The organism is Rhizobium aureum (genome assembly GCF_030182495.1).
Classification (GTDB): Bacteria; Pseudomonadota; Alphaproteobacteria; order Rhizobiales; family Rhizobiaceae; genus Rhizobium; species Rhizobium tropici_C.
The window spans coordinates 98390-116826 of sequence record NZ_JAQJCI010000004.1; the positions used below are offsets into that span (position 1 = coordinate 98390).

Sequence of the window (18437 nt, forward strand, 5' to 3'; positions counted from 1 at the left end):
CTGGGAATACCGAGGGCGAGCCCTATTTTGCTCACATTCCCGCCTTTACAGCGAACTATCATCCGCTCGCGAGTGAAGCACGGCTTTGTTTCATTGCCGTCTTGCATTAACACCGCGAGCATGCAAAACGCCCGTGGTTATGCGATGATCTCGCGCACATGCCGCATGAAGAACAAGCACCGGTAGTATCACATGATCAGACTGATTGGATATTTCTTTGGGCTGGGCTGCCTCCTGTTTCTGGGTGTGGCGGCTGCGGCGGCCATCTATCTGAGCGTGGTCTCCAAGGAGCTTCCCGACTATGAGGTGCTTGCGAAATACGCACCGCCGGTGACGACACGCATTCATGCCGGCAACGGCGCATTGATGAAGGAATATTCGCGGGAGAACCGGCTTTTCGTGCCGATCCAGGCCATTCCCGATCGCGTCAAGGCAGCATTCCTGTCCGCGGAAGACAAGAATTTCTACAATCACCCCGGCGTCGACGTCGGCGGTCTGGCGCGCGCCATTGTGGTGAACCTGCAGAACATCGGTTCCGGCCGCCGCTTCGTCGGCGCATCGACCATCACGCAGCAGGTCGCCAAGAACTTCCTGCTTTCCGCCGACCAGACCTTTGACCGCAAGATCAAGGAAGCCATTCTCTCCTTCCGCATCGAACAGGCCTACAGCAAGGACAAGATCCTCGAGCTCTACCTGAACGAGATCTATTTCGGCCTGAATTCCTACGGCATCGCCGGCGCCGCGCTCACCTATTTCGACAAATCCGTCAACGAGCTGACCATTGCCGAATCGGCCTATCTGGCCTCGCTTCCCAAGGGACCGTCCAACTACAATCCGTTCCGCCGCGCCGAGGCAGCGCTGACCCGCCGCAACTGGGTGATCGACCGTATGGTGGAGAACGGCTATGTCAGCCAGAGCGACGGTGAAGAGGCAAAGAAGCAGCCGCTCGGCGTGGTGCCGCCGAAGAGCGGCCCGTCGCTTTTCGCCTCGGATTATTTCGCCGAAGAAGTCCGCCGCCAGCTGATCGATCAATACGGGGAAAAGACCCTTTATGAAGGCGGCCTTTCCGTCCGCACGTCGCTCGACCCGCAGATGCAGCTCGAGGCACGCAAGGCCCTGCAGGACGGTCTGGTCGATTATGACGAGCGCCGCGGTTACCGCGGCCCGCTCAAGCAGATCGCGACTTCGCAGGATTGGGGTGCCGAGCTTGCCAAGGTTCCAGCGCTGAGCGACGTGCCGGAGTGGCAGGTCGCCGTTGTCCTCTCCGCTTCCGATCAGGGTGTCGACATCGGATTGCAGCCGAGCGTCGATGCGGCCGGTAAGGTTTCGCCCGAGCGCAAGCGCGGCACGATCGCTGCTGCCGACATGCGCTGGGCCTACCGGTCTGCGGGCGGCAAATCGGTGAAATCGCCGAGTGGCGTGCTGAGCGCCGGCGATGTGATTTACGTGCAGAAGACCGGCAACGCCGATTCCAGCAGCTATCGCCTGCGCCAGCCGCCGAAGGTACAGGGCGGCCTAGTCGTCATGGATCCGCATACCGGCCGCGTGCTCGCCATGGTCGGCGGCTTCTCCTATGCACAGTCCGAATTCAACCGCGCGACCCAGGCCAAGCGTCAGCCGGGTTCGTCGTTCAAGCCGTTCGTCTACGCCGCCGCGATGGATAACGGCTATACGCCGGCATCCGTCATTCTTGACGATCCACTGCAGATCACCCTCAGCAACGGCGATGTGTGGAAGCCGACGAACTACGAAGGCGAGGGTGGCGGCGTGCACACGCTGCGTTTCGCCATCGAGCATTCCCGCAACCTGATGACGGTCCGTCTTGCAGCCGATATGGGCATGCCGCTGGTGGCCGAATATGCCGAGCGCTTTGGCATCTACGACCATATGAACCCGGTTCTCGCCATGTCGCTCGGCGCGGGCGAAACGACGGTGCTGCGCATGGTTTCGGCCTATTCGGTCATGGCCAACGGTGGCAAGCAGATCAAGCCGACACTGATCGACCGCATCCAGGACCGCTACGGCAAGACGATCTTCAAGCATGAGGAGCGCGTCTGCGACAATTGCAATGTGAATGCCTGGCAGAATCAGGACGAGCCGGTCATCGCCGATAATCGCGAGCAGGTGCTCGATCCGATGACGGCCTATCAGGTCACGTCGATGATGCAGGGTGTCGTTATCCGCGGTACGGCCGCCGGCAAGATCAAGCTCAACACCGATGTCGCCGGCAAGACCGGCACCACCAACGATGAAAAGGATGCCTGGTTCGTCGGCTTCACGCCGAGCCTCGTCGCCGGCCTCTACATCGGCTATGACACGCCGACCACGCTGGGCCGGGGCGGCACCGGCGGCGCGCTCGCAGCGCCAGTCTTCAACGAATTCATGCAGGCGGCGACGAAAGATCAACCGCCGGAGAAATTCCAGGTTCCGGCTGGCATGACGATGGTCGCGGTCAATCGCGCGACCGGCATGGCAGCGCAGCAGGGCGATCCGAATGCCATCATGGAAGCCTTCAAGCCCGGTACCGGCCCGGCAACGAGCCTCCAGGTCATTGGTGGTGGCGATGCCGCCGCGCAGGTGGCGCCGGAGGAAATTCTAAGGACGTCGCCACAGGCGAACCAGGCGGTTACGTCCGGGGCCGGCGGTCTCTTCTGATCCCATCCTATTTGTCAGATCGTCATGCCGCGGGGCTTTACACCAGCGGCATGTATATCTATGTCACCAGCACTCTTTGAATTGGATGGCCGTTCGCATCGAGCGGTGAAATGAAGAAGTGGGACTATGCGAGCCGAAATCGAGAAAGTAGTCGATGAAACCAAGCAGGCTATCACCCTGCTGAGGAGGCATCTTTGACTGGGACCAGGCGATAAGACGACTGGACTGGTTGAATAACAAGGCAGAGGATCCGACCCTCTGGAATGACGCCGCCGAAGCGCAGAAGCTGATGCGCGAGCGCCAGCAGCTCGATGACGGCGTCAACGGCGTACGCGCCCTCGAGCAGCAGCTTGCCGACAATGTCGAGCTGATCGAGCTCGGCGAGGAAGAAGGCGATGACGACGTCGTGCGTGACGCGGAAGAAGCCCTGAAGGCCCTCAAGGCCGAAGCTGCCCGCCGACAGGTGGAAGCCATGCTTTCCGGCGAGGCTGATGCCAACGACACCTATCTCGAAGTCCATTCCGGCGCCGGCGGTACCGAGAGCCAGGATTGGGCGAACATGCTGCTGCGCATGTATACCCGCTGGGCCGAGCGTCAGCGCTTCAAGGTGGAACTCCTGGAAGTTCATGACGGCGAAGAAGCCGGCATCAAGTCCGCGACGCTGCTCATCAAGGGCCACAATGCCTATGGGTGGCTGAAGACCGAATCGGGCGTGCATCGCCTTGTCCGTATCTCGCCCTATGACAGCAATGCGCGCCGCCACACCTCGTTCTCGTCGATCTGGGTCTACCCGGTCGTCGACGACTCGATCCAGATCGAGATCAACGAAAGCGATTGCCGTATCGACACCTATCGCTCGTCCGGCGCCGGCGGCCAGCACGTCAACACGACCGATTCGGCCGTGCGCATCACGCATATTCCGACCGGCATTGTCGTGCAGTGCCAGCAGGAACGCTCGCAGCACAAGAACCGCGCCAAGGCGTGGGACATGCTGCGCGCCCGCATGTACGAGGCGGAATTGATGAAGCGGGAAGAGGCGGCCAACGCCGAAGCCGCTTCGAAGACGGATATCGGCTGGGGTCACCAGATCCGTTCCTATGTCCTGCAACCCTACCAGCTGGTCAAGGACCTGCGCACCGGCGTTGCCAGTACCGCGCCCGGCGACGTTCTGGACGGTGATCTCAACGAATTCATGGAAGCCGCCCTTGCGCATCGCATCAGCGGTGCGGCCGATGCGGTCGTCGACGACGTCGAGTGAGTTCGAACATTCCAGCACCAATAAAACCAATAAAAAAGCCCCGGTCGGGGCTTTTTTATTGGCAAGCGCGTTGTAAATTCCAGCTTCAATCCGAAAACTGTTCCGCAAGGATCCGGTCCGACCACGATCTGTCCGGATCCGAAAGAATGCGGGCCGTCGTATCTTCGCTCTGGCGGATTTGGATGCCGAGAACGGACTTGACCTCGGCATTGTCGGCGGCGGCGTTGACCGGGCGCTTTTCCGCTTCGAGCACGGTGATGTCGACCGTGACCTTGTTCGGCAGCAGCGCCCCGCGCCAGCGACGAGGGCGGAAGGCGCTGACCGGCGTCATGGCCAGCAGCGGTGCCTCCAGCGGCAGGATAGGGCCATGGGCGGAGAGATTATAGGCCGTGGAGCCTGCCGGCGTCGTTACCATAAGGCCATCACAGATCAGCTCCGGCAGACGGACCCGACCGTCGATTTCGACCTTCAGTTTCGCCGTCTGATAGGACTGGCGAAACAAGGACACCTCGTTGATGGCGAGCGCGACGCGGGAGCTGCCGTCGGCATTGCGCGTCGTCATCTGCAGCGGATGGAATGCGTTTTCGACGGCCGCCTCTATGCGCTCGGCCAGGCAATCCGTTCGATAGTCATTCATCAGGAAGCCGATCGAACCGCGGTTCATGCCATAGACGCACTTGCCGGAATTCATGGTGCTGTGCAGTGTCTGCAGCATGAAGCCGTCACCACCGAGCGCCACGACGACATCCGCACTCTCCTGCGGCGTCTGGCCATAGAGGCGAATCAGTTCCTGCTGCGCCGCCTGAGCCTCGGGCGCGGTAGAGGCGAGAAAGCAAACGGATTGAAGATTGCGTGACATGCAATGTCCTTTAAGTGGCCATACTAGGTAATGTTATTCCCCTTCTGCGACAAGACGTTTCAGTCGGACTGGTAAATCGTTGAGGCCACATGCTGATCCCCAGCTTTAAGTCCGAACGAGTGATTTTCCCTTTACAGGATTTGAAAATCTGTTAGTTGGCATGCGCATATGCCCTTGTAGCTCAGTTGGTAGAGCACCTGATTTGTAATCAGGGGGTCGCGGGTTCGAACCCTGCCGGGGGCACCAGATTTTTCCAAGACTTGGATGCCTTGTTGATCACTGGTATGAAAAACCGGCGGCAGCACAATAATGTATGATGCCGAAGCCTTCAGCATGTCGGCGAGATCATCAACACAATATCAAGTCTCTGGAAACATATGACCAAGCCTAAGAAGCCCAAGCTAGAGCATTCCGAACTCTCGGGTGAATTCACCGATGACGGTGTGACCGTCTTGGTCGATATCTTTCGTCCGGCCGGCACCAATGCCGACTGGCGGATGGAAGTCATTACGCCGGAAGAAGATCTGATCGAATGGGAAGAGCCCTTCGCGACCGACCGCGAGGCGTTCGACGAATTCCTGGCAACGATCGCGCGCGACGGCATCAGATCGTTCTTTGACGACGCGGACCCTATGGTTCACTGAGTCTGCCGACAGGTCTTGGCGAGCCGCATCAAATCGCGCCGTTTCTTCATGCATCCATTCGCCTGCCTGCCCGGGATTGCAGATGCATTTACAACGTCAGAAATCGGCATACACTTCATCCCGTCAATGGCGGGGAGGATACGTTCATGCGCGAGATATCGCGGCATGTCGTTTTGGGATTGCCGCTTGTCGTGATCACGGCGATCACGGGCGCGTCAGCGTTAGCGGGTGAAAACTGCTACTGCAAAAATACGGATGGAAAGCAGCATGCGGTCGGCGAGGTCGCCTGTATGACCGTCGGGGGGCGGAGTTACCTGGCGCAATGCGAGATGAACCTTAATGTCACCTCCTGGGCGAAGCTGCAGGATGGCTGCCCGGTTACCGAGAGGGTGCTTTGGCGCCAATCGGCCTGGCACCCGGCGCCGATGATCGTACGATGAGCCTTAAGCGCTTGATGTAGCGCTCGCGGTGGGCGTGCTTCTAATGCTTCGGCCGGCCTATTTGCGGACCAGCAGGAGCGGTTCGCCTTCCTCCTCCTCGGACTTCTGGAAACTGCCGTCCGGCTTCATATCGAAGGAAAGGGAGGAACCATCGCTGCCCAGCATCACCAGCCCGAAGCCTTCGGCCGCCCAGAGTGAAAGCTTGAGCTCGCTGATCTCGGCGGCACAGTCTCCGCCTGGCGACATTTTGGCGGTGCCGTCCTGATCCTTGTCGGTGGTCAGCGTGATATCGCAGACCGGCTTTCCGTCGGGCCGTTGGATGCGCCACGCGCCGGCAAGGCTTGCGACGGTCGGCACATGATCGACATCGCCCAGCGCCGGCAACAGCCATGTAGGGTCGCCGCCTTCGCTTTCCCACGGGGAGCCTTCCTCCTGCTGGAAGCGCATCAACGGCTTGCCCTCGGCATCGGCAATGGCGAGAGCGCCGTCGTCCGTGAAATTCCAGGCGCGGGCTTTGGCGAGAGCGGGCAGGGGCGTCGTGCAGGCATCGGCACCGGTGATTTCATGGCCGCCAGGGACTGTGTTTGCCCCGAAGGTGAGGCGGCAGCCCTTGGCGCCGCTTTCAGGCGCAACCAGCCATGTGCCGGTTTGCGCCTGAACGACTTCGTCGTCGGCCGCTGGAACTGGCTGGGCCACTGTCAGAACGAGGGCGGCGGAAGCCGCCGCTAGACCGAAAGCACGGATCAAGGCAAATTCTCCCGACATGCCGCGGCCGCCACAGGCGCCGCTATGATTTGAGATAGGACCGCGTCGCATATAGCGCGATCGCGGCTGCGTTCGAGACATTGAGCGATTTGATGGCGCCGGGCATGTCGAGCCGAGCCAGTACATTCACGGTCTCGCGAGTCTTCTGACGCAGCCCCTTGCCCTCCGAGCCGAGCACAAGCGCGATCTTGTCGCCGCTGAACGTGCCTTCCAGCGGCGCCGGCCCTTCCGAATCGAGCCCGATCGTCGTGAAGCCGAGCCGATGCAGTTCGCCGAGCGCATCAGCGAGATTGGTGATCTGTATATAAGGTATGAGTTCGAGCGCTCCGGAGGCGGATTTGGCGAGCACGCCTGATTCGGTCGGGCTATGGCGCTGCGTCGTGATCACGGCACCTGCGTCGAAGGCCACGGCCGAGCGCATGATGGCGCCGACATTGTGCGGATCCGTCACCTGATCGAGAACGAGCAGCAACGGGCTGTCCTTCAATGCCTCGAGGCGACGCACGGGCAGGGGGCGGGTTTCCAGCATGACCCCTTGATGGATCGCTTCAGGCCCGAGCACCTTGTCGATATCCTGAGGCGAGACGATCTCGACGGGAATGCCGAGTGAGTCGACCGGGCCGATTTCCAGCCGCACCAGCGCATTCTGCGTCGTCGACAGCTTGATGTTCCGGCGCTCGGGATTGGCAAGCGCGGCGCGGACCGTATGCAGGCCATAGAGAAAGACCTGCTCGGGCGCGAGCGCCGGCGGCTTCCAATCGTCCGCACCAGCCCGCTTTCGCTTCTGCGGAGCCGGTGTCGGGATTTCGCCGCGCTCACGCTTGGCGTCGCGATGCGCGCGGCGTAGGGTGGCGTAATGCGTGTTCTTGGCCGATTTGTCGTCGGCGGTGTTTTCAGGGCCGGAGCGGCCGGATGTTCTATCTTTGCTCATGCGGCTTTATAACCAGCGCCTTCCGGGGCGCATAGCCTCTTTCGGCCGCGGGCTTTTCCCACAGGCTGAAATTTTTTCGTCATTTTTGCCAATTCCTTGTGTTGACAGACTGAAATCGTCCGGTCATATACGCGGCGCAGATCACGGCGGCGACGCCAAGGTCTAGCAACTTGGTCGCAAGATCCAGTCGGAATACTGGAGGGATGCCCGAGTGGTTAAAGGGGACGGACTGTAAATCCGTTGGCTCAGCCTACGTTGGTTCAAATCCAACTCCCTCCACCATTCCGGACCGGATCTTGACCCCGCGGGTATAGCTCAATGGTAGAGCAGCAGCCTTCCAAGCTGAATACGCGGGTTCGATTCCCGCTACCCGCTCCAATCTTTTCAAATTGTTAGCTCGTCGATTATCTAGCTTCCGGGCCGAGCGATCTCTATGTTTGCCTGTTCGTTGCTCTGCATGCGGCTGTGCCCTTTTCATGTCCGCACTCGCTCTGGTGCCACCTTTGCATATTTGACATGAAGGGTTGCTTATATTCGCGCGAGCGATACATATTGCTCTGGCAACCGAAACGGGAGAGCGCAAATGGGTATCTTCGACAAGATCAAGGGTGCAATCTGGGGGCAGGCAAAGGCTGCCGAGGCAGCTCCGGCGCCGTCGACGACAGCCGCGACCACCAATCCGGCGCCTGCGCCGACACCGGCTCCTTCAGCGACTACGGCAGCAACCTCGCCCGCGACCAGCGCGCCGTCCGCTCCAGTGGATATCGCCTCGATCCTCGACGCCGCCGTCAAGAAGAGCGGCCAGAAGCTGGATTGGAAGCATTCGATCGTCGATCTCATGAAGGCGCTCGGCATGGATGCGAGCCTTTCGGAGCGCAAGGAGCTGGCTCAGGAGCTCGGCTACACTGGTGATGCCGGCGATTCCGCCAAGATGAACATGTTCCTGCACAAGGCTCTTTTGAAGAAGCTCGCCGATAACGGCGGCAAAGTGCCCGCCGATCTTCTCGATTGATAGGCATCGAGCCTGGATGGACTGGTGGGCTTTGCCGTCCTCCGGAGAGCAAGTCGTGGCGCGCTTCGCCGTTGCTTGATGGTTTTGCGCCCTTGCCCTTCGGCGAGGGCGTATTTCGTTGGTGGCGAGTGCTGCTTCGGTTCGGTTTTGCATCTGGAATTCTTTCCAGAGCGCCCCTATCTAAGCGCCTGAACCGGCAAATGCTTTTATGTCTTTCCGGATCGGCTGGCGACACTTGCGCGGCGAAGGAATGACGAAGGCTGCGGATCATGCGCAATCGCTCTGACTTCGCCGGGAATAGGCCCTGCAATTAAGTCTTGCGCAAATGCGATGAAAGCCTTAAACGGCGGCACTAAACCGGTTCGCCGGGGTCACTCATTACGTTCACAGGAAGCATTCAAATGGCAAAGAGTAAGTTTGAGCGCAATAAGCCGCACGTTAACATCGGGACGATCGGTCACGTTGACCACGGCAAGACGTCGTTGACGGCAGCGATCACGAAGTACTTCGGCGAGTTCAAGGCGTATGACCAAATCGACGCTGCTCCGGAAGAGAAGGCTCGTGGCATCACGATCTCGACGGCTCACGTTGAATACGAGACGCCGAACCGCCACTATGCGCACGTCGACTGCCCCGGCCACGCCGACTACGTCAAGAACATGATCACCGGTGCCGCCCAGATGGACGGCGCGATCCTCGGGCGACGACATCCCGGTGGTCAAGGGTTCGGCGCTTGCTGCTCTTGAAGATTCGGACAAGAAGATCGGCGAAGACGCGATCCGCGAGCTGATGGCTCAGGTTGACGCCTACATCCCGACGCCTGAGCGTCCGATCGACCAGCCGTTCCTGATGCCGATCGAAGACGTGTTCTCGATCTCCGGCCGTGGTACGGTTGTGACGGGCCGCGTCGAGCGTGGTATCGTCAAGGTTGGTGAAGAAGTCGAAATCGTCGGCATTCGTCCGACGTCGAAGACGACGGTGACCGGCGTTGAAATGTTCCGCAAGCTGCTCGACCAGGGCCAGGCCGGCGACAACATCGGCGCGCTGATCCGCGGTGTGAACCGTGACGGCGTCGAGCGTGGCCAGATCCTGTGCAAGCCGGGTTCCGTCAAGCCGCACAAGAAGTTCATGGCAGAAGCCTACATCCTGACGAAGGAAGAAGGCGGCCGTCATACGCCGTTCTTCACGAACTACCGTCCGCAGTTCTACTTCCGTACGACTGACGTGACCGGCATCGTGACGCTTCCGGAAGGCACGGAAATGGTTATGCCTGGCGACAACGTCACGGTTGCCGTCGAGCTGATCGTTCCGATCGCGATGGAAGAAAAGCTCCGCTTCGCGATCCGCGAAGGCGGCCGTACCGTCGGCGCAGGCATCGTTGCCTCCATCGTCGAGTAATCAAATGGCGCGCGAGCGCGATTTGCGCGCTGCTTCGGATGACGAAGCGGCCAATGAAATTAACAATAAGGTGGGCCGAAAGGCCTAAAGAGTGGATGGGGATGCCGCAGCAGGCGTCCCTCTCGATCTTTGAAACCGGTGGTCCGCCTTAGGAAACAGAACAAACCGTGCCTTTTCGAAAGGCGCGCGAGATAACAAACACAAGGATAACGTCGAATGAACGGCCAAAATATCCGCATTCGCCTGAAGGCGTTCGATCACCGGATTCTCGATGCTTCCACGCGCGAGATCGTGTCGACGGCGAAGCGCACCGGTGCTAGCGTCCGGGGCCCCGTTCCGCTTCCGACCCGCATCGAGAAGTTTACGGTTAACCGGTCCCCGCACATCGACAAGAAGAGCCGCGAGCAGTTCGAGATGCGCACGCATAAGCGCCTCCTCGACATCGTTGACCCGACCCCGCAGACGGTAGACGCGCTGATGAAGCTCGATCTCGCCGCCGGTGTCGATGTTGAGATCAAGCTCTGAGACCTACGGTCCTCGAGCTGAGTGAGAAGGATTGAACCGATGCGTTCAGGTGTGATTGCACAGAAGGTGGGAATGACCCGCGTCTATAACGACGCCGGCGAGCATGTCCCGGTTACCGTATTGCGTATGGAAGGCTGCCAGGTCGTAGCCCAGCGCACAGTTGAAAAGAATGGCTACACCGCAGTTCAGCTGGGTGCCGGCCAGGCTAAAGTTAAGAACACGACGAAGGCTCTTCGCGGCCACTTCGCCGTTGCAAGCGTAGAGCCGAAGGCCAAGCTCGCAGAATTCCGTGTCACGGAAGACAATCTGCTCGCAGTCGGCACCGAGCTCAACGCAGGTCACTTCACGGCGGGTCAGCTCGTCGACGTGACCGGTACGACGATCGGTAAGGGCTTTGCCGGCGCCATCAAGCGCCACGGCTTCGGCGGTCTGCGCGCCACGCACGGTGTGTCGGTTTCGCACCGCTCGCACGGTTCGACCGGCTCGCGCCAGGATCCGGGCAAGGTGTTCAAGAACAAGAAGATGGCTGGTCACATGGGCCAGACCCGCGTTACGACGCAGAACCTCGAAGTTGTATCGACCGATGAAGATCGCGGTCTGATCCTCGTCAAGGGTGCGGTTCCTGGCTCCAAGGGCGCCTGGATTATCGTGCGCGACGCCGTCAAGTCGGCAGCGAAGTAAGGGAGCCAAACCAATGGAATTCAACGTCAAGACCCTTGAGGGCAAAGACGCCGGGAAGGTTTCCCTTTCTGATGCGATTTTCGGCCTTGAGCCGCGTGAAGACATTCTTGCTCGCGTCATTCGCTGGCAGCTTGCCAAGAAGCAGCAGGGCACGCATCAGGCAAAGGGCCGCGCGGACGTCGCGCGCACCGGTGCCAAGATGTACAAGCAGAAGGGTACGGGCCGCGCTCGTCACCATTCGGCTCGCGCTCCGCAGTTCCGCGGCGGTGGTAAAGCTCACGGCCCGGTCGCCCGCAGCCACGAGCACGATCTGCCGAAGAAGGTTCGCGCCCTCGGCCTGCGTCACGCTCTCTCGGCCAAGTTCAAGGCCGAGGACGTGATCGTCATCGACAATCTCGTCGCAACCGAAGCCAAGACCAAGGCACTCGCTGGCGCTTTCGAGACGCTCGGCCTGACGAACGCTCTGTTCATCGGCGGTGCTGAGCTCGACAGCAACTTCAAGCTCGCAGCCAAGAACATCCCGAACATCGATGTTCTGCCGGTTCAGGGCATCAACGTTTACGACATCCTGCGCCGCGGCAAGCTCGTGCTGTCCAAGGCTGCAGTTGAAGCGCTAGAGGAGCGATTCAAGTGACGGATCTTCGCCATTACGATGTGATCGTTTCTCCTGCGATCACCGAAAAGTCCACGCTGGTTTCGGATAATAACCAGGTTGTTTTCAACGTTGCCAAGACCGCGACGAAGCCTGAGATCAAGGCTGCCGTCGAGGCGCTGTTCGGCGTCAAGGTCACGGCCGTCAACACTCTGCTGCGCAAGGGCAAGACCAAGCGGTTCAAAGGTCTCGTCGGCAAGCAGAAGGACGTGAAGAAGGCTGTTGTGACGCTCGCCGAAGGCCAGTCGATCGACGTCTCCACCGGTCTCTGAGGAATAAGAAAATGGCATTGAAAACATTCAATCCGACGACCCCGAGCCAGCGTCAGCTGGTCATCGTCGACCGCTCCTCGCTCTACAAGGGCAAGCCGGTCAAGGCGCTGACGGAAGGCCTGACCTCCAAGGGCGGCCGCAACAACACCGGCCGCATCACCGTTCGTTTCCAGGGTGGCGGTCACAAGCGTACCTATCGCCTGGTCGACTTCAAGCGTCGCAAGTTCGATGTTGAAGGAACCGTCGAGCGCATCGAATACGATCCGAACCGTACCGCTTACATCGCTCTGGTGAAGTACACGGACGGCGAACTGGCCTATGTTCTCGCTCCGCAGCGTCTGGCTGCCGGCGACAAGGTCATCGCTTCGGAAAAGGCCGTTGACGTGAAGCCTGGCAACGCCATGCCGCTTCAGTTCATCCCGGTCGGCTCCATCATCCACAATGTGGAAATGAAGCCGGGCAAGGGTGGTCAGATCGCTCGTTCCGCCGGTTCCTACGCGCAGCTCGTCGGCCGCGACCAGGGTATGGCAATCCTTCGCCTGAACTCCGGCGAACAGCGCCTCGTGCACGGCACCTGCCTTGCTTCGATCGGTGCGGTTTCGAACCCTGATCACGGCAACATCAACGACGGTAAGGCCGGTCGTTCGCGTTGGCGTGGCAAGAAGCCGCATAACCGCGGCGTTGTCATGAACCCGGTCGACCATCCGCACGGCGGTGGTGAAGGCCGCACCTCCGGTGGTCGTCATCCGGTGACTCCGTGGGGCAAGCCGACCAAGGGTAAGCGTACGCGGTCGAACAAGTCGACCGACAAGATGATCATGCGCTCGCGCCATCAGCGCAAGAAGTAAGAGAGGAAGTCTCAAGTGGCTCGTTCAGTATGGAAAGGTCCGTTTGTTGACGGCTATCTTCTCAAGAAGGCTGAGAAGGTGCGCGAAGGCGGACGTAACGAAGTAATCAAGATGTGGAGCCGTCGCTCCACCATCATGCCGCAGTTCGTTGGTCTCACCTTCGGCGTCTACAACGGCAGCAAGCACATTCCGGTCAGCGTCAATGAAGACATGGTCGGGCACAAGTTCGGCGAGTTCGCCCCGACCCGTACCTATTATGGTCACGGTGCGGACAAGAAGGCGAAGAGGAAGTAACAATGGGCAAGGCAAAAACCGAACGCCGGCTGAAGGACAATGAGGCGCAGGCAGTTGCGCGCACGCTCCGTGTCAGCCCGCAGAAGCTCAACCTGGTCGCGGCTTCGATCCGCGGCAAGAAGGTTGACCGCGCGCTCGCAGAGCTGGAATTCTCGCGCAAGCGTATTGCTGGCGCCGTGAAGAAGACGCTCGAATCTGCGATCGCCAATGCAGAAAACAACCACGACCTCGACGTTGACTCGCTGGTCGTAGCGGAAGCTTACGTCGGCAAGTCGATCGTCATGAAGCGCTTCCACGCTCGTGGCCGTGGCCGTGCGTCTCGTATCGAGCGCCCGTTCGCGCACCTGACGATCGTCGTCCGTGAAGTTGAAGCTCAAGGGGAGGCCGCATAATGGGTCAGAAAATCAATCCGATCGGTTTTCGTCTCGGCATCAACCGTACCTGGGATAGCCGCTGGTTCGCGGACAATGCCGAGTATGGCCAGCTCCTCCACGAAGACCTGAAGATGCGCAAGTTCGTCATGAACGAACTGAAGCAGGCCGGTATCTCCAAGGTGGTCATCGAGCGTCCGCACAAGAAGTGCCGCGTCACGATCCACTCGGCTCGTCCGGGCCTGATCATCGGCAAGAAGGGCGCTGACATCGACAAGCTCCGCAAGAAGTTGTCGGACATGACGAATTCCGAAACGCACCTCAACATCGTTGAAGTACGCAAGCCGGAAATCGACGCGACGCTGGTTGCCCAGTCGATCGCGCAGCAGCTTGAGCGCCGTGTTGCTTTCCGTCGCGCCATGAAGCGCGCCGTTCAGTCCGCGATGCGTCTTGGCGCCGAAGGCATCAAGATCACCTGCGCCGGCCGTCTCGGCGGTGCTGAAATCGCTCGCACGGAATGGTACCGCGAAGGTCGCGTGCCGCTGCATACGCTGCGCGCCGACATCGACTACGGTACGGCTGAAGCAGAAACCGCTTTCGGTATCTGCGGCATCAAGGTCTGGATCTTCAAGGGCGAAATCCTTGAGCACGATCCGATGGCCTCCGAACGCCGCGCGCTCGAAGGCGACGCCCAGGGTCCGGCTAGCCGCGATCGCGATAGAGACCGTCGCCGCGACAACGCTTGATAGCGTACGTGGCAGATAAGTTCGGAGAATAAGAAAATGTTGCAGCCAAAGCGTACGAAGTACCGCAAGCAATTCAAGGGCCGCATCAAGGGCGTTGCCAAGGGTGGTTCTGATCTGGCTTTCGGTGAATTCGGCCTGAAGTCGCAGGAACCCAACCGCGTCAACGCTCGCGAGATCGAAGCGGCCCGCCGCGCGATCACCCGCTACATGAAGCGTGCCGGCCGTGTATGGATCCGCGTGTTCCCGGATGTTCCGGTAACCGCAAAGCCGACCGAAGTCCGTATGGGTAAGGGTAAGGGCTCTGTCGAATACTGGGCATGCAAGGTCAAGCCCGGCCGCATGATGTTCGAGATCGATGGTGTGAGCGAAGAAATCGCTCGTGAGGCTCTGCGCCTCGGCGCCGCCAAGCTCTCGGTCAAGACGCGCTTCGTTCAGCGCATTGCAGAGTAAGGAAGAAGCTCATGAAAGCCGCAGATGTTCGCGCCCTGAGCGCCGACCAACTCAAGGACGAGCTTGCCAAGCTGAAGAAGGAGCAGTTCAACCTGCGCTTTCAGAAGGCGACCGGCCAGCTCGAGAAGTCCTCGCGCATCAACGAAGTCCGCAAGGACATCGCTCGCATAAAAACCATTGCCCGCCAGAAGGCGGCAGAAGCAAAGGCCTAAAGGAAGAATAACATGCCGAAGCGCATTCTGCAGGGCGTCGTGGTCAGCGACAAGAACGAGAAGACGGTGGTTGTCCGTGTAGAGCGTCGTTTCGCTCACCCGCTGCTCCAGAAGACCGTCCGTCGTTCCAAGAAGTACAAGGCTCACGACGAGAACAATCAGTACAAAATCGGCGACGTCGTTTCCATCGAGGAATGCGCGCCGATCTCCAAGGACAAGACCTGGACGGTCGTTTCCGCCCAGACCAAGTAACAGAATTTCGCTCAGGCCCTTGCGCTTGGGCGAAATATCTGTATGAAGCACGAGCTTGGAAGCAGGACGCTCGAGAACGGGCGTTCTTTTGCTTTATTGATGGCCGGCAGAGGCGACCTAAATGGTCCCGAAGCCAGGCATAATCAGACAAGACACTAGTCCATAAGCCGGGGTAGGGGGTCTATTGGCCCAACCATTCCGGTAACAACAAGAAGGCGACCTGACATGATTCAGATGCAAACAAACCTCGACGTGGCGGATAATTCCGGCGCACGTCGTGTCATGTGCATCAAGGTGCTGGGCGGCTCGAAGCGCAAGTATGCCTCGATCGGCGACGTGATCGTCGTTTCGATCAAGGAAGCTATTCCGCGCGGCCGTGTGAAGAAGGGTGACGTGATGAAGGCGGTTGTCGTTCGTACCGCCAAGGACATCCGTCGTCCGGATGGCAGCGTCATCCGCTTCGATACCAACGCAGCAGTCCTCATCGACAACAAGAAAGAGCCGATCGGCACCCGTATCTTCGGACCGGTTCCGCGCGAACTTCGCGCCAAGAACCACATGAAGATCATCTCGCTGGCTCCAGAAGTACTGTAAGGAGCGGAGCGATGCAGAAGATCCGTAAAGGCGACAAGGTCGTCGTATTGACCGGTAAGGACAAGGGCCGTACCGGCGAAGTCGTTCAAGTGCTGCCGAAAGAAGACCGTGCGGTCGTTCGTGGCGTCAACGTCATCAAGCGCCATCAGCGCCAGACGCAGAACCAGGAAGCCGGCGTCATCAGCAAGGAAGCCCCGCTTCACCTGTCCAACATTGCGATCGTCGACAAGGACGGCAAGCCGACCCGCGTCGGTTTTAAGGTTGTGGATGGCAAGAAGGTCCGTGTGGCCAAGACCTCGGGAGAAGTAATCGATGGCTGAGGCAAAGTACGAGCCGCGGCTCAAGAAGGAATATGTTGCTCGCATCCGCGCAACCATGCAGGAGAAGTTCTCCTACGCTAACGAGATGCAGATCCCGAAGCTGGACAAGATCGTGATCAACATGGGTGTTGGCGAAGCGACGGCTGATTCGAAGAAGCCGACCGTTGCTGCTGCCGACCTGGCGGCCATCGCTGGCCAGAAGCCGGTCATCACCCGCGCACGCAACTCCATCGCTGGCTTCAAGGTCCGCGAAAATATGCCGATCGGCGCCAAGGTTACCCTGCGCGGCGCCCGCATGTATGAGTTCCTGGATCGTCTGGTCAACATCGCGCTTCCGCGCGTTCGCGACTTCCGCGGCCTGAACCCGAAGAGCTTTGACGGTCGTGGCAATTTTGCCATGGGCATCAAGGAGCACATTGTGTTCCCTGAGATCAACTACGACAAGGTTGATCAGATGTGGGGCATGGACATCATCGTTTGCACGACGGCGACGACCGACGACGAAGCACGAGCTCTCCTGACAGAGTTCAACTTCCCGTTCCGTCAATAACCGTAACGACGAGCGTAGAAAAGGAACCCTGATATGGCGAAGACAAGCGCAGTTGAAAAGAACAAGCGCCGCCGCAATACGGTTGCCAACCAGGCCGCGAAGCGGGCTGCTCTGAAGGCAATCATCATGAACCAGTCTCTCTCGATCGAAGACCGGTTCAAGGCCACCCTGAAGTTGGCATCGCTCCCGCGCGATGGATCGAAGACCCGTATTCGCAATCGTTGCGAAGTGTCTGGCCGTCCGCGCGCCTATTACCGCAAACTGCGCATGTCGCGTATCGCGCTGCGTGAACTCGGCAATCTCGGCAAGGTGCCGGGCATCGTCAAGTCCAGCTGGTAAGGAGCAGATTAGATGACCATGACTGATCCTTTGGGCGATATGCTCACCCGCATCCGCAATGGTGCTTCGCGCCGCAAGTCGTCGGTTTCGACGCCTGCTTCCAAGCTCCGTGCACGCGTTCTCGATGTTCTGCAGGCTGAAGGCTACATCCGTGGCTACTCCGTCGTCGATTTCGGCAACGGCAAGTCTGAGCTCAACATCGAGCTGAAGTACTACGAGGGCTCGTCGGTGATCCGTGAGATCGGCCGCGTGTCCAAGCCGGGCCGCCGAGTTTATGTCTCGGTCAAGTCCATTCCGCAGGTCGCGAACGGTCTCGGCATCACCATCCTTTCGACTCCGAAGGGTGTGATGGCCGATCACCAGGCTCGCGAACAGAATGTTGGTGGTGAGGTTCTCTGCTCGGTCTTCTAAGATCGGACAGAGATATCTCCTTCGAAACAGACAGGTTTGAAAAATGTCTCGTATCGGTAAGAAGCCCGTTCAGGTACCTGCAGGGATCACGGCCACGGTTGATGGCCAGAAAGTGACTGCCAAGGGCCCCAAGGGCGAGCTGTTTTTCGTCGCTAACGACGAAATCGGTCTCAAGCTGGAAAACAATGCAATCGTCGTGACGCCGCTCAACGACTCCAAGGATGCTCGCGCAAAGTGGGGCATGTCCCGCACGATGATCGAGAACATCTTCAAGGGCGTTAAGGACGGCTACGAGCGCAAGCTCGAAATCAACGGCGTCGGCTACCGTGCCTCCATGCAGGGCAAGAACCTGCAGCTTGCGCTCGGCTTCAGCCACGACGTGGTTTATGAGCCGCCGCAGGGTATCTCGATCGCTGTGCCGAAGCCGACGGAAATCGTCGTCACCGGCATCAATAAGCAGCAGGTCGGCCAGGTTGCCGCTGAAATCCGCGAATACCGCGGTCCCGAGCCCTACAAGGGCAAGGGTGTTAAGTATGCCGAAGAGCGGATCGTCCGCAAAGAAGGCAAGAAGAAGTAAGGATCACGCGAAATGGCTAGCAGGAAAGAAGCACTTGCGCGTCGCGCCAACCGCGTGCGCCGCCAAATCAAGTCGGTGGCCAATGGCCGTCCGCGCCTGTCGGTTCATCGCTCGTCGAAGAACATCTACGCCCAGGTCATCGATGACGTGGCTGGCAAGACCCTCGCGGCTGCCTCCACCCTCGACAAGGATCTGCGCGGTTCTCTGAAGACCGGTGCCGATACCGCAGCCGCAGCCCTCGTTGGCAAGCTCGTTGCAGAGCGCGCCTCCAAGGCCGGCGTGAAGGAAGTCGTGTTCGATCGCGGCGCTTTCATCTACCACGGCCGCATCAAAGCCCTGGCTGAAGCAGCCCGCGAAGGCGGCCTGACCTTCTGATCAAGT

General features: G+C 59.6%; 26 protein-coding genes, 3 tRNA genes and 1 pseudogene. 27 read left to right on the top strand and 3 right to left on the bottom strand.

Features of this window, described 5'->3' with window-relative positions; all coding sequences use genetic code 11:
• Nucleotides 1-192 precede the first annotated feature (192 nt).
• Nucleotides 193-2655 (top strand): penicillin-binding protein 1A, encoded by a 2463-nt coding sequence (locus tag PH552_RS11550; protein WP_112344258.1) that lies wholly within the window; start codon nucleotides 193-195, stop codon nucleotides 2653-2655.
• A 126-nt stretch (nucleotides 2656-2781) separates the two neighbouring features.
• Nucleotides 2782-3913, top strand: a protein-coding gene (gene prfB, locus PH552_RS11555) for a peptide chain release factor 2 (RefSeq protein ID WP_183764951.1) whose coding sequence is annotated in 2 segments (ribosomal slippage) — nucleotides 2782-2850 and nucleotides 2852-3913 — 1131 coding nt in all. Because the reading frame shifts where the segments join, the coding sequence is not laid out codon by codon here.
• An 85-nt stretch (nucleotides 3914-3998) separates the two neighbouring features.
• Here prfB and PH552_RS11560 read toward each other — a convergent pair.
• Nucleotides 3999-4772 (bottom strand): NAD kinase, encoded by a 774-nt coding sequence (locus PH552_RS11560; RefSeq protein ID WP_113250561.1) that lies wholly within the window; start codon nucleotides 4770-4772, stop codon nucleotides 3999-4001.
• Nucleotides 4773-4942: 170 nt separating this feature from the next.
• Between PH552_RS11560 and PH552_RS11565 the strand changes: the two genes are divergently transcribed.
• From PH552_RS11565 to PH552_RS11575, 3 genes are all read left to right on the top strand, one after another.
• Nucleotides 4943-5018 (top strand) — tRNA-Thr (locus PH552_RS11565).
• 131 nt (nucleotides 5019-5149) lie between these two features.
• A complete protein-coding gene (locus PH552_RS11570) occupies nucleotides 5150-5416 on the top strand; it encodes a hypothetical protein (protein WP_112344261.1) in 267 nt (88 codons plus the stop codon).
• Between the two features lie 146 nt (nucleotides 5417-5562).
• Nucleotides 5563-5856 (top strand): hypothetical protein, encoded by a 294-nt coding sequence (locus PH552_RS11575; RefSeq protein ID WP_112344262.1) that lies wholly within the window; start codon nucleotides 5563-5565, stop codon nucleotides 5854-5856.
• A gap of 57 nt (nucleotides 5857-5913) precedes the next feature.
• Here the strand turns inward: PH552_RS11575 and PH552_RS11580 are convergent, their stop codons facing one another.
• Together PH552_RS11580 and rlmB are read right to left on the bottom strand one after the other, a co-directional pair.
• Nucleotides 5914-6603 carry an AprI/Inh family metalloprotease inhibitor gene (locus tag PH552_RS11580; RefSeq protein WP_113250747.1) on the bottom strand — a complete coding sequence of 230 codons (690 nt, stop codon included), beginning with the start codon at nucleotides 6601-6603 and terminating at the stop codon, nucleotides 5914-5916.
• Between the two features lie 40 nt (nucleotides 6604-6643).
• Nucleotides 6644-7552, bottom strand: a complete 909-nt coding sequence (gene rlmB, locus PH552_RS11585; RefSeq protein ID WP_112344263.1) for a 23S rRNA (guanosine(2251)-2'-O)-methyltransferase RlmB — start codon at nucleotides 7550-7552, stop codon at nucleotides 6644-6646.
• Between the two features lie 197 nt (nucleotides 7553-7749).
• Here rlmB and PH552_RS11590 point away from each other — a divergent pair.
• The 22 genes and pseudogenes from PH552_RS11590 to rplR all read left to right on the top strand — a co-directional run bounded on the left by PH552_RS11590 (nucleotide 7750) and on the right by rplR (nucleotide 18431).
• Nucleotides 7750-7834: transfer RNA gene (locus PH552_RS11590), tRNA-Tyr, on the top strand.
• A gap of 22 nt (nucleotides 7835-7856) precedes the next feature.
• A tRNA-Gly gene (locus PH552_RS11595) sits at nucleotides 7857-7930 on the top strand.
• A 205-nt stretch (nucleotides 7931-8135) separates the two neighbouring features.
• Nucleotides 8136-8564, top strand: coding sequence for a DUF3597 domain-containing protein (locus PH552_RS11600; RefSeq protein ID WP_113250560.1), 429 nt, complete (start codon nucleotides 8136-8138; stop codon nucleotides 8562-8564).
• A 401-nt stretch (nucleotides 8565-8965) separates the two neighbouring features.
• Nucleotides 8966-9962: pseudogene (locus PH552_RS11605) on the top strand (elongation factor Tu).
• 216 nt (nucleotides 9963-10178) lie between these two features.
• Nucleotides 10179-10487 carry a 30S ribosomal protein S10 gene (gene rpsJ, locus PH552_RS11610; protein WP_003547547.1) on the top strand — a complete coding sequence of 103 codons (309 nt, stop codon included), beginning with the start codon at nucleotides 10179-10181 and terminating at the stop codon, nucleotides 10485-10487.
• Between the two features lie 39 nt (nucleotides 10488-10526).
• Nucleotides 10527-11168, top strand: coding sequence for a 50S ribosomal protein L3 (gene rplC / locus PH552_RS11615; RefSeq protein WP_075852342.1), 642 nt, complete (start codon nucleotides 10527-10529; stop codon nucleotides 11166-11168).
• 13 nt (nucleotides 11169-11181) lie between these two features.
• Entirely contained in the window at nucleotides 11182-11802 is a 621-nt protein-coding gene (gene rplD, locus PH552_RS11620) for a 50S ribosomal protein L4 (protein ID WP_112341049.1), read from the top strand.
• Nucleotides 11799-12092 carry a 50S ribosomal protein L23 gene (locus tag PH552_RS11625; RefSeq protein WP_028753972.1) on the top strand — a complete coding sequence of 98 codons (294 nt, stop codon included), beginning with the start codon at nucleotides 11799-11801 and terminating at the stop codon, nucleotides 12090-12092. Before rplD ends, PH552_RS11625 begins: the two co-directional genes overlap by 4 nt.
• Nucleotides 12093-12103: 11 nt before the next feature.
• Entirely contained in the window at nucleotides 12104-12940 is an 837-nt protein-coding gene (gene rplB / locus PH552_RS11630; RefSeq protein WP_112341048.1) for a 50S ribosomal protein L2, read from the top strand.
• Nucleotides 12941-12955: 15 nt separating this feature from the next.
• Nucleotides 12956-13234, top strand: a complete 279-nt coding sequence (gene rpsS, locus PH552_RS11635; protein WP_037199970.1) for a 30S ribosomal protein S19 — start codon at nucleotides 12956-12958, stop codon at nucleotides 13232-13234.
• Nucleotides 13235-13236: 2 nt separating this feature from the next.
• The gene (rplV, locus tag PH552_RS11640; protein ID WP_004118391.1) at nucleotides 13237-13626 is read left to right on the top strand and encodes a 50S ribosomal protein L22; all 390 of its coding nucleotides are present in this window, start codon (nucleotides 13237-13239) and stop codon (nucleotides 13624-13626) included.
• Nucleotides 13626-14351 (top strand): 30S ribosomal protein S3, encoded by a 726-nt coding sequence (gene rpsC / locus PH552_RS11645; protein ID WP_004118393.1) that lies wholly within the window; start codon nucleotides 13626-13628, stop codon nucleotides 14349-14351. The genes rplV and rpsC overlap by 1 nt, the downstream gene beginning before the upstream one ends.
• A gap of 36 nt (nucleotides 14352-14387) precedes the next feature.
• The gene (rplP, locus tag PH552_RS11650; RefSeq protein ID WP_004118395.1) at nucleotides 14388-14801 is read left to right on the top strand and encodes a 50S ribosomal protein L16; all 414 of its coding nucleotides are present in this window, start codon (nucleotides 14388-14390) and stop codon (nucleotides 14799-14801) included.
• Between the two features lie 11 nt (nucleotides 14802-14812).
• Entirely contained in the window at nucleotides 14813-15013 is a 201-nt protein-coding gene (gene rpmC / locus PH552_RS11655; RefSeq protein ID WP_004118398.1) for a 50S ribosomal protein L29, read from the top strand.
• Between the two features lie 12 nt (nucleotides 15014-15025).
• Entirely contained in the window at nucleotides 15026-15265 is a 240-nt protein-coding gene (rpsQ, locus tag PH552_RS11660; RefSeq protein ID WP_112341047.1) for a 30S ribosomal protein S17, read from the top strand.
• 225 nt (nucleotides 15266-15490) lie between these two features.
• A complete protein-coding gene (gene rplN / locus PH552_RS11665) occupies nucleotides 15491-15859 on the top strand; it encodes a 50S ribosomal protein L14 (protein ID WP_003573790.1) in 369 nt (122 codons plus the stop codon).
• An 11-nt stretch (nucleotides 15860-15870) separates the two neighbouring features.
• Entirely contained in the window at nucleotides 15871-16179 is a 309-nt protein-coding gene (gene rplX, locus PH552_RS11670; RefSeq protein WP_183764957.1) for a 50S ribosomal protein L24, read from the top strand.
• Nucleotides 16172-16729, top strand: coding sequence for a 50S ribosomal protein L5 (gene rplE, locus PH552_RS11675; RefSeq protein ID WP_183764960.1), 558 nt, complete (start codon nucleotides 16172-16174; stop codon nucleotides 16727-16729). The genes rplX and rplE overlap by 8 nt, the downstream gene beginning before the upstream one ends.
• 33 nt (nucleotides 16730-16762) lie before the next feature.
• On the top strand, nucleotides 16763-17068 hold the full coding sequence (gene rpsN / locus PH552_RS11680) for a 30S ribosomal protein S14 (RefSeq protein ID WP_004118406.1): 306 nt from the start codon (nucleotides 16763-16765) through the stop codon (nucleotides 17066-17068).
• 12 nt (nucleotides 17069-17080) lie between these two features.
• Complete coding sequence (gene rpsH / locus PH552_RS11685; protein ID WP_104822788.1) at nucleotides 17081-17479, top strand: 30S ribosomal protein S8; 399 nt, start codon at nucleotides 17081-17083, stop codon at nucleotides 17477-17479.
• A 43-nt stretch (nucleotides 17480-17522) separates the two neighbouring features.
• Complete coding sequence (rplF, locus tag PH552_RS11690) at nucleotides 17523-18056, top strand: 50S ribosomal protein L6 (protein ID WP_092715850.1); 534 nt, start codon at nucleotides 17523-17525, stop codon at nucleotides 18054-18056.
• 12 nt (nucleotides 18057-18068) lie between these two features.
• Entirely contained in the window at nucleotides 18069-18431 is a 363-nt protein-coding gene (gene rplR / locus PH552_RS11695) for a 50S ribosomal protein L18 (protein ID WP_004118412.1), read from the top strand.
• Nucleotides 18432-18437 lie beyond the last annotated feature (6 nt).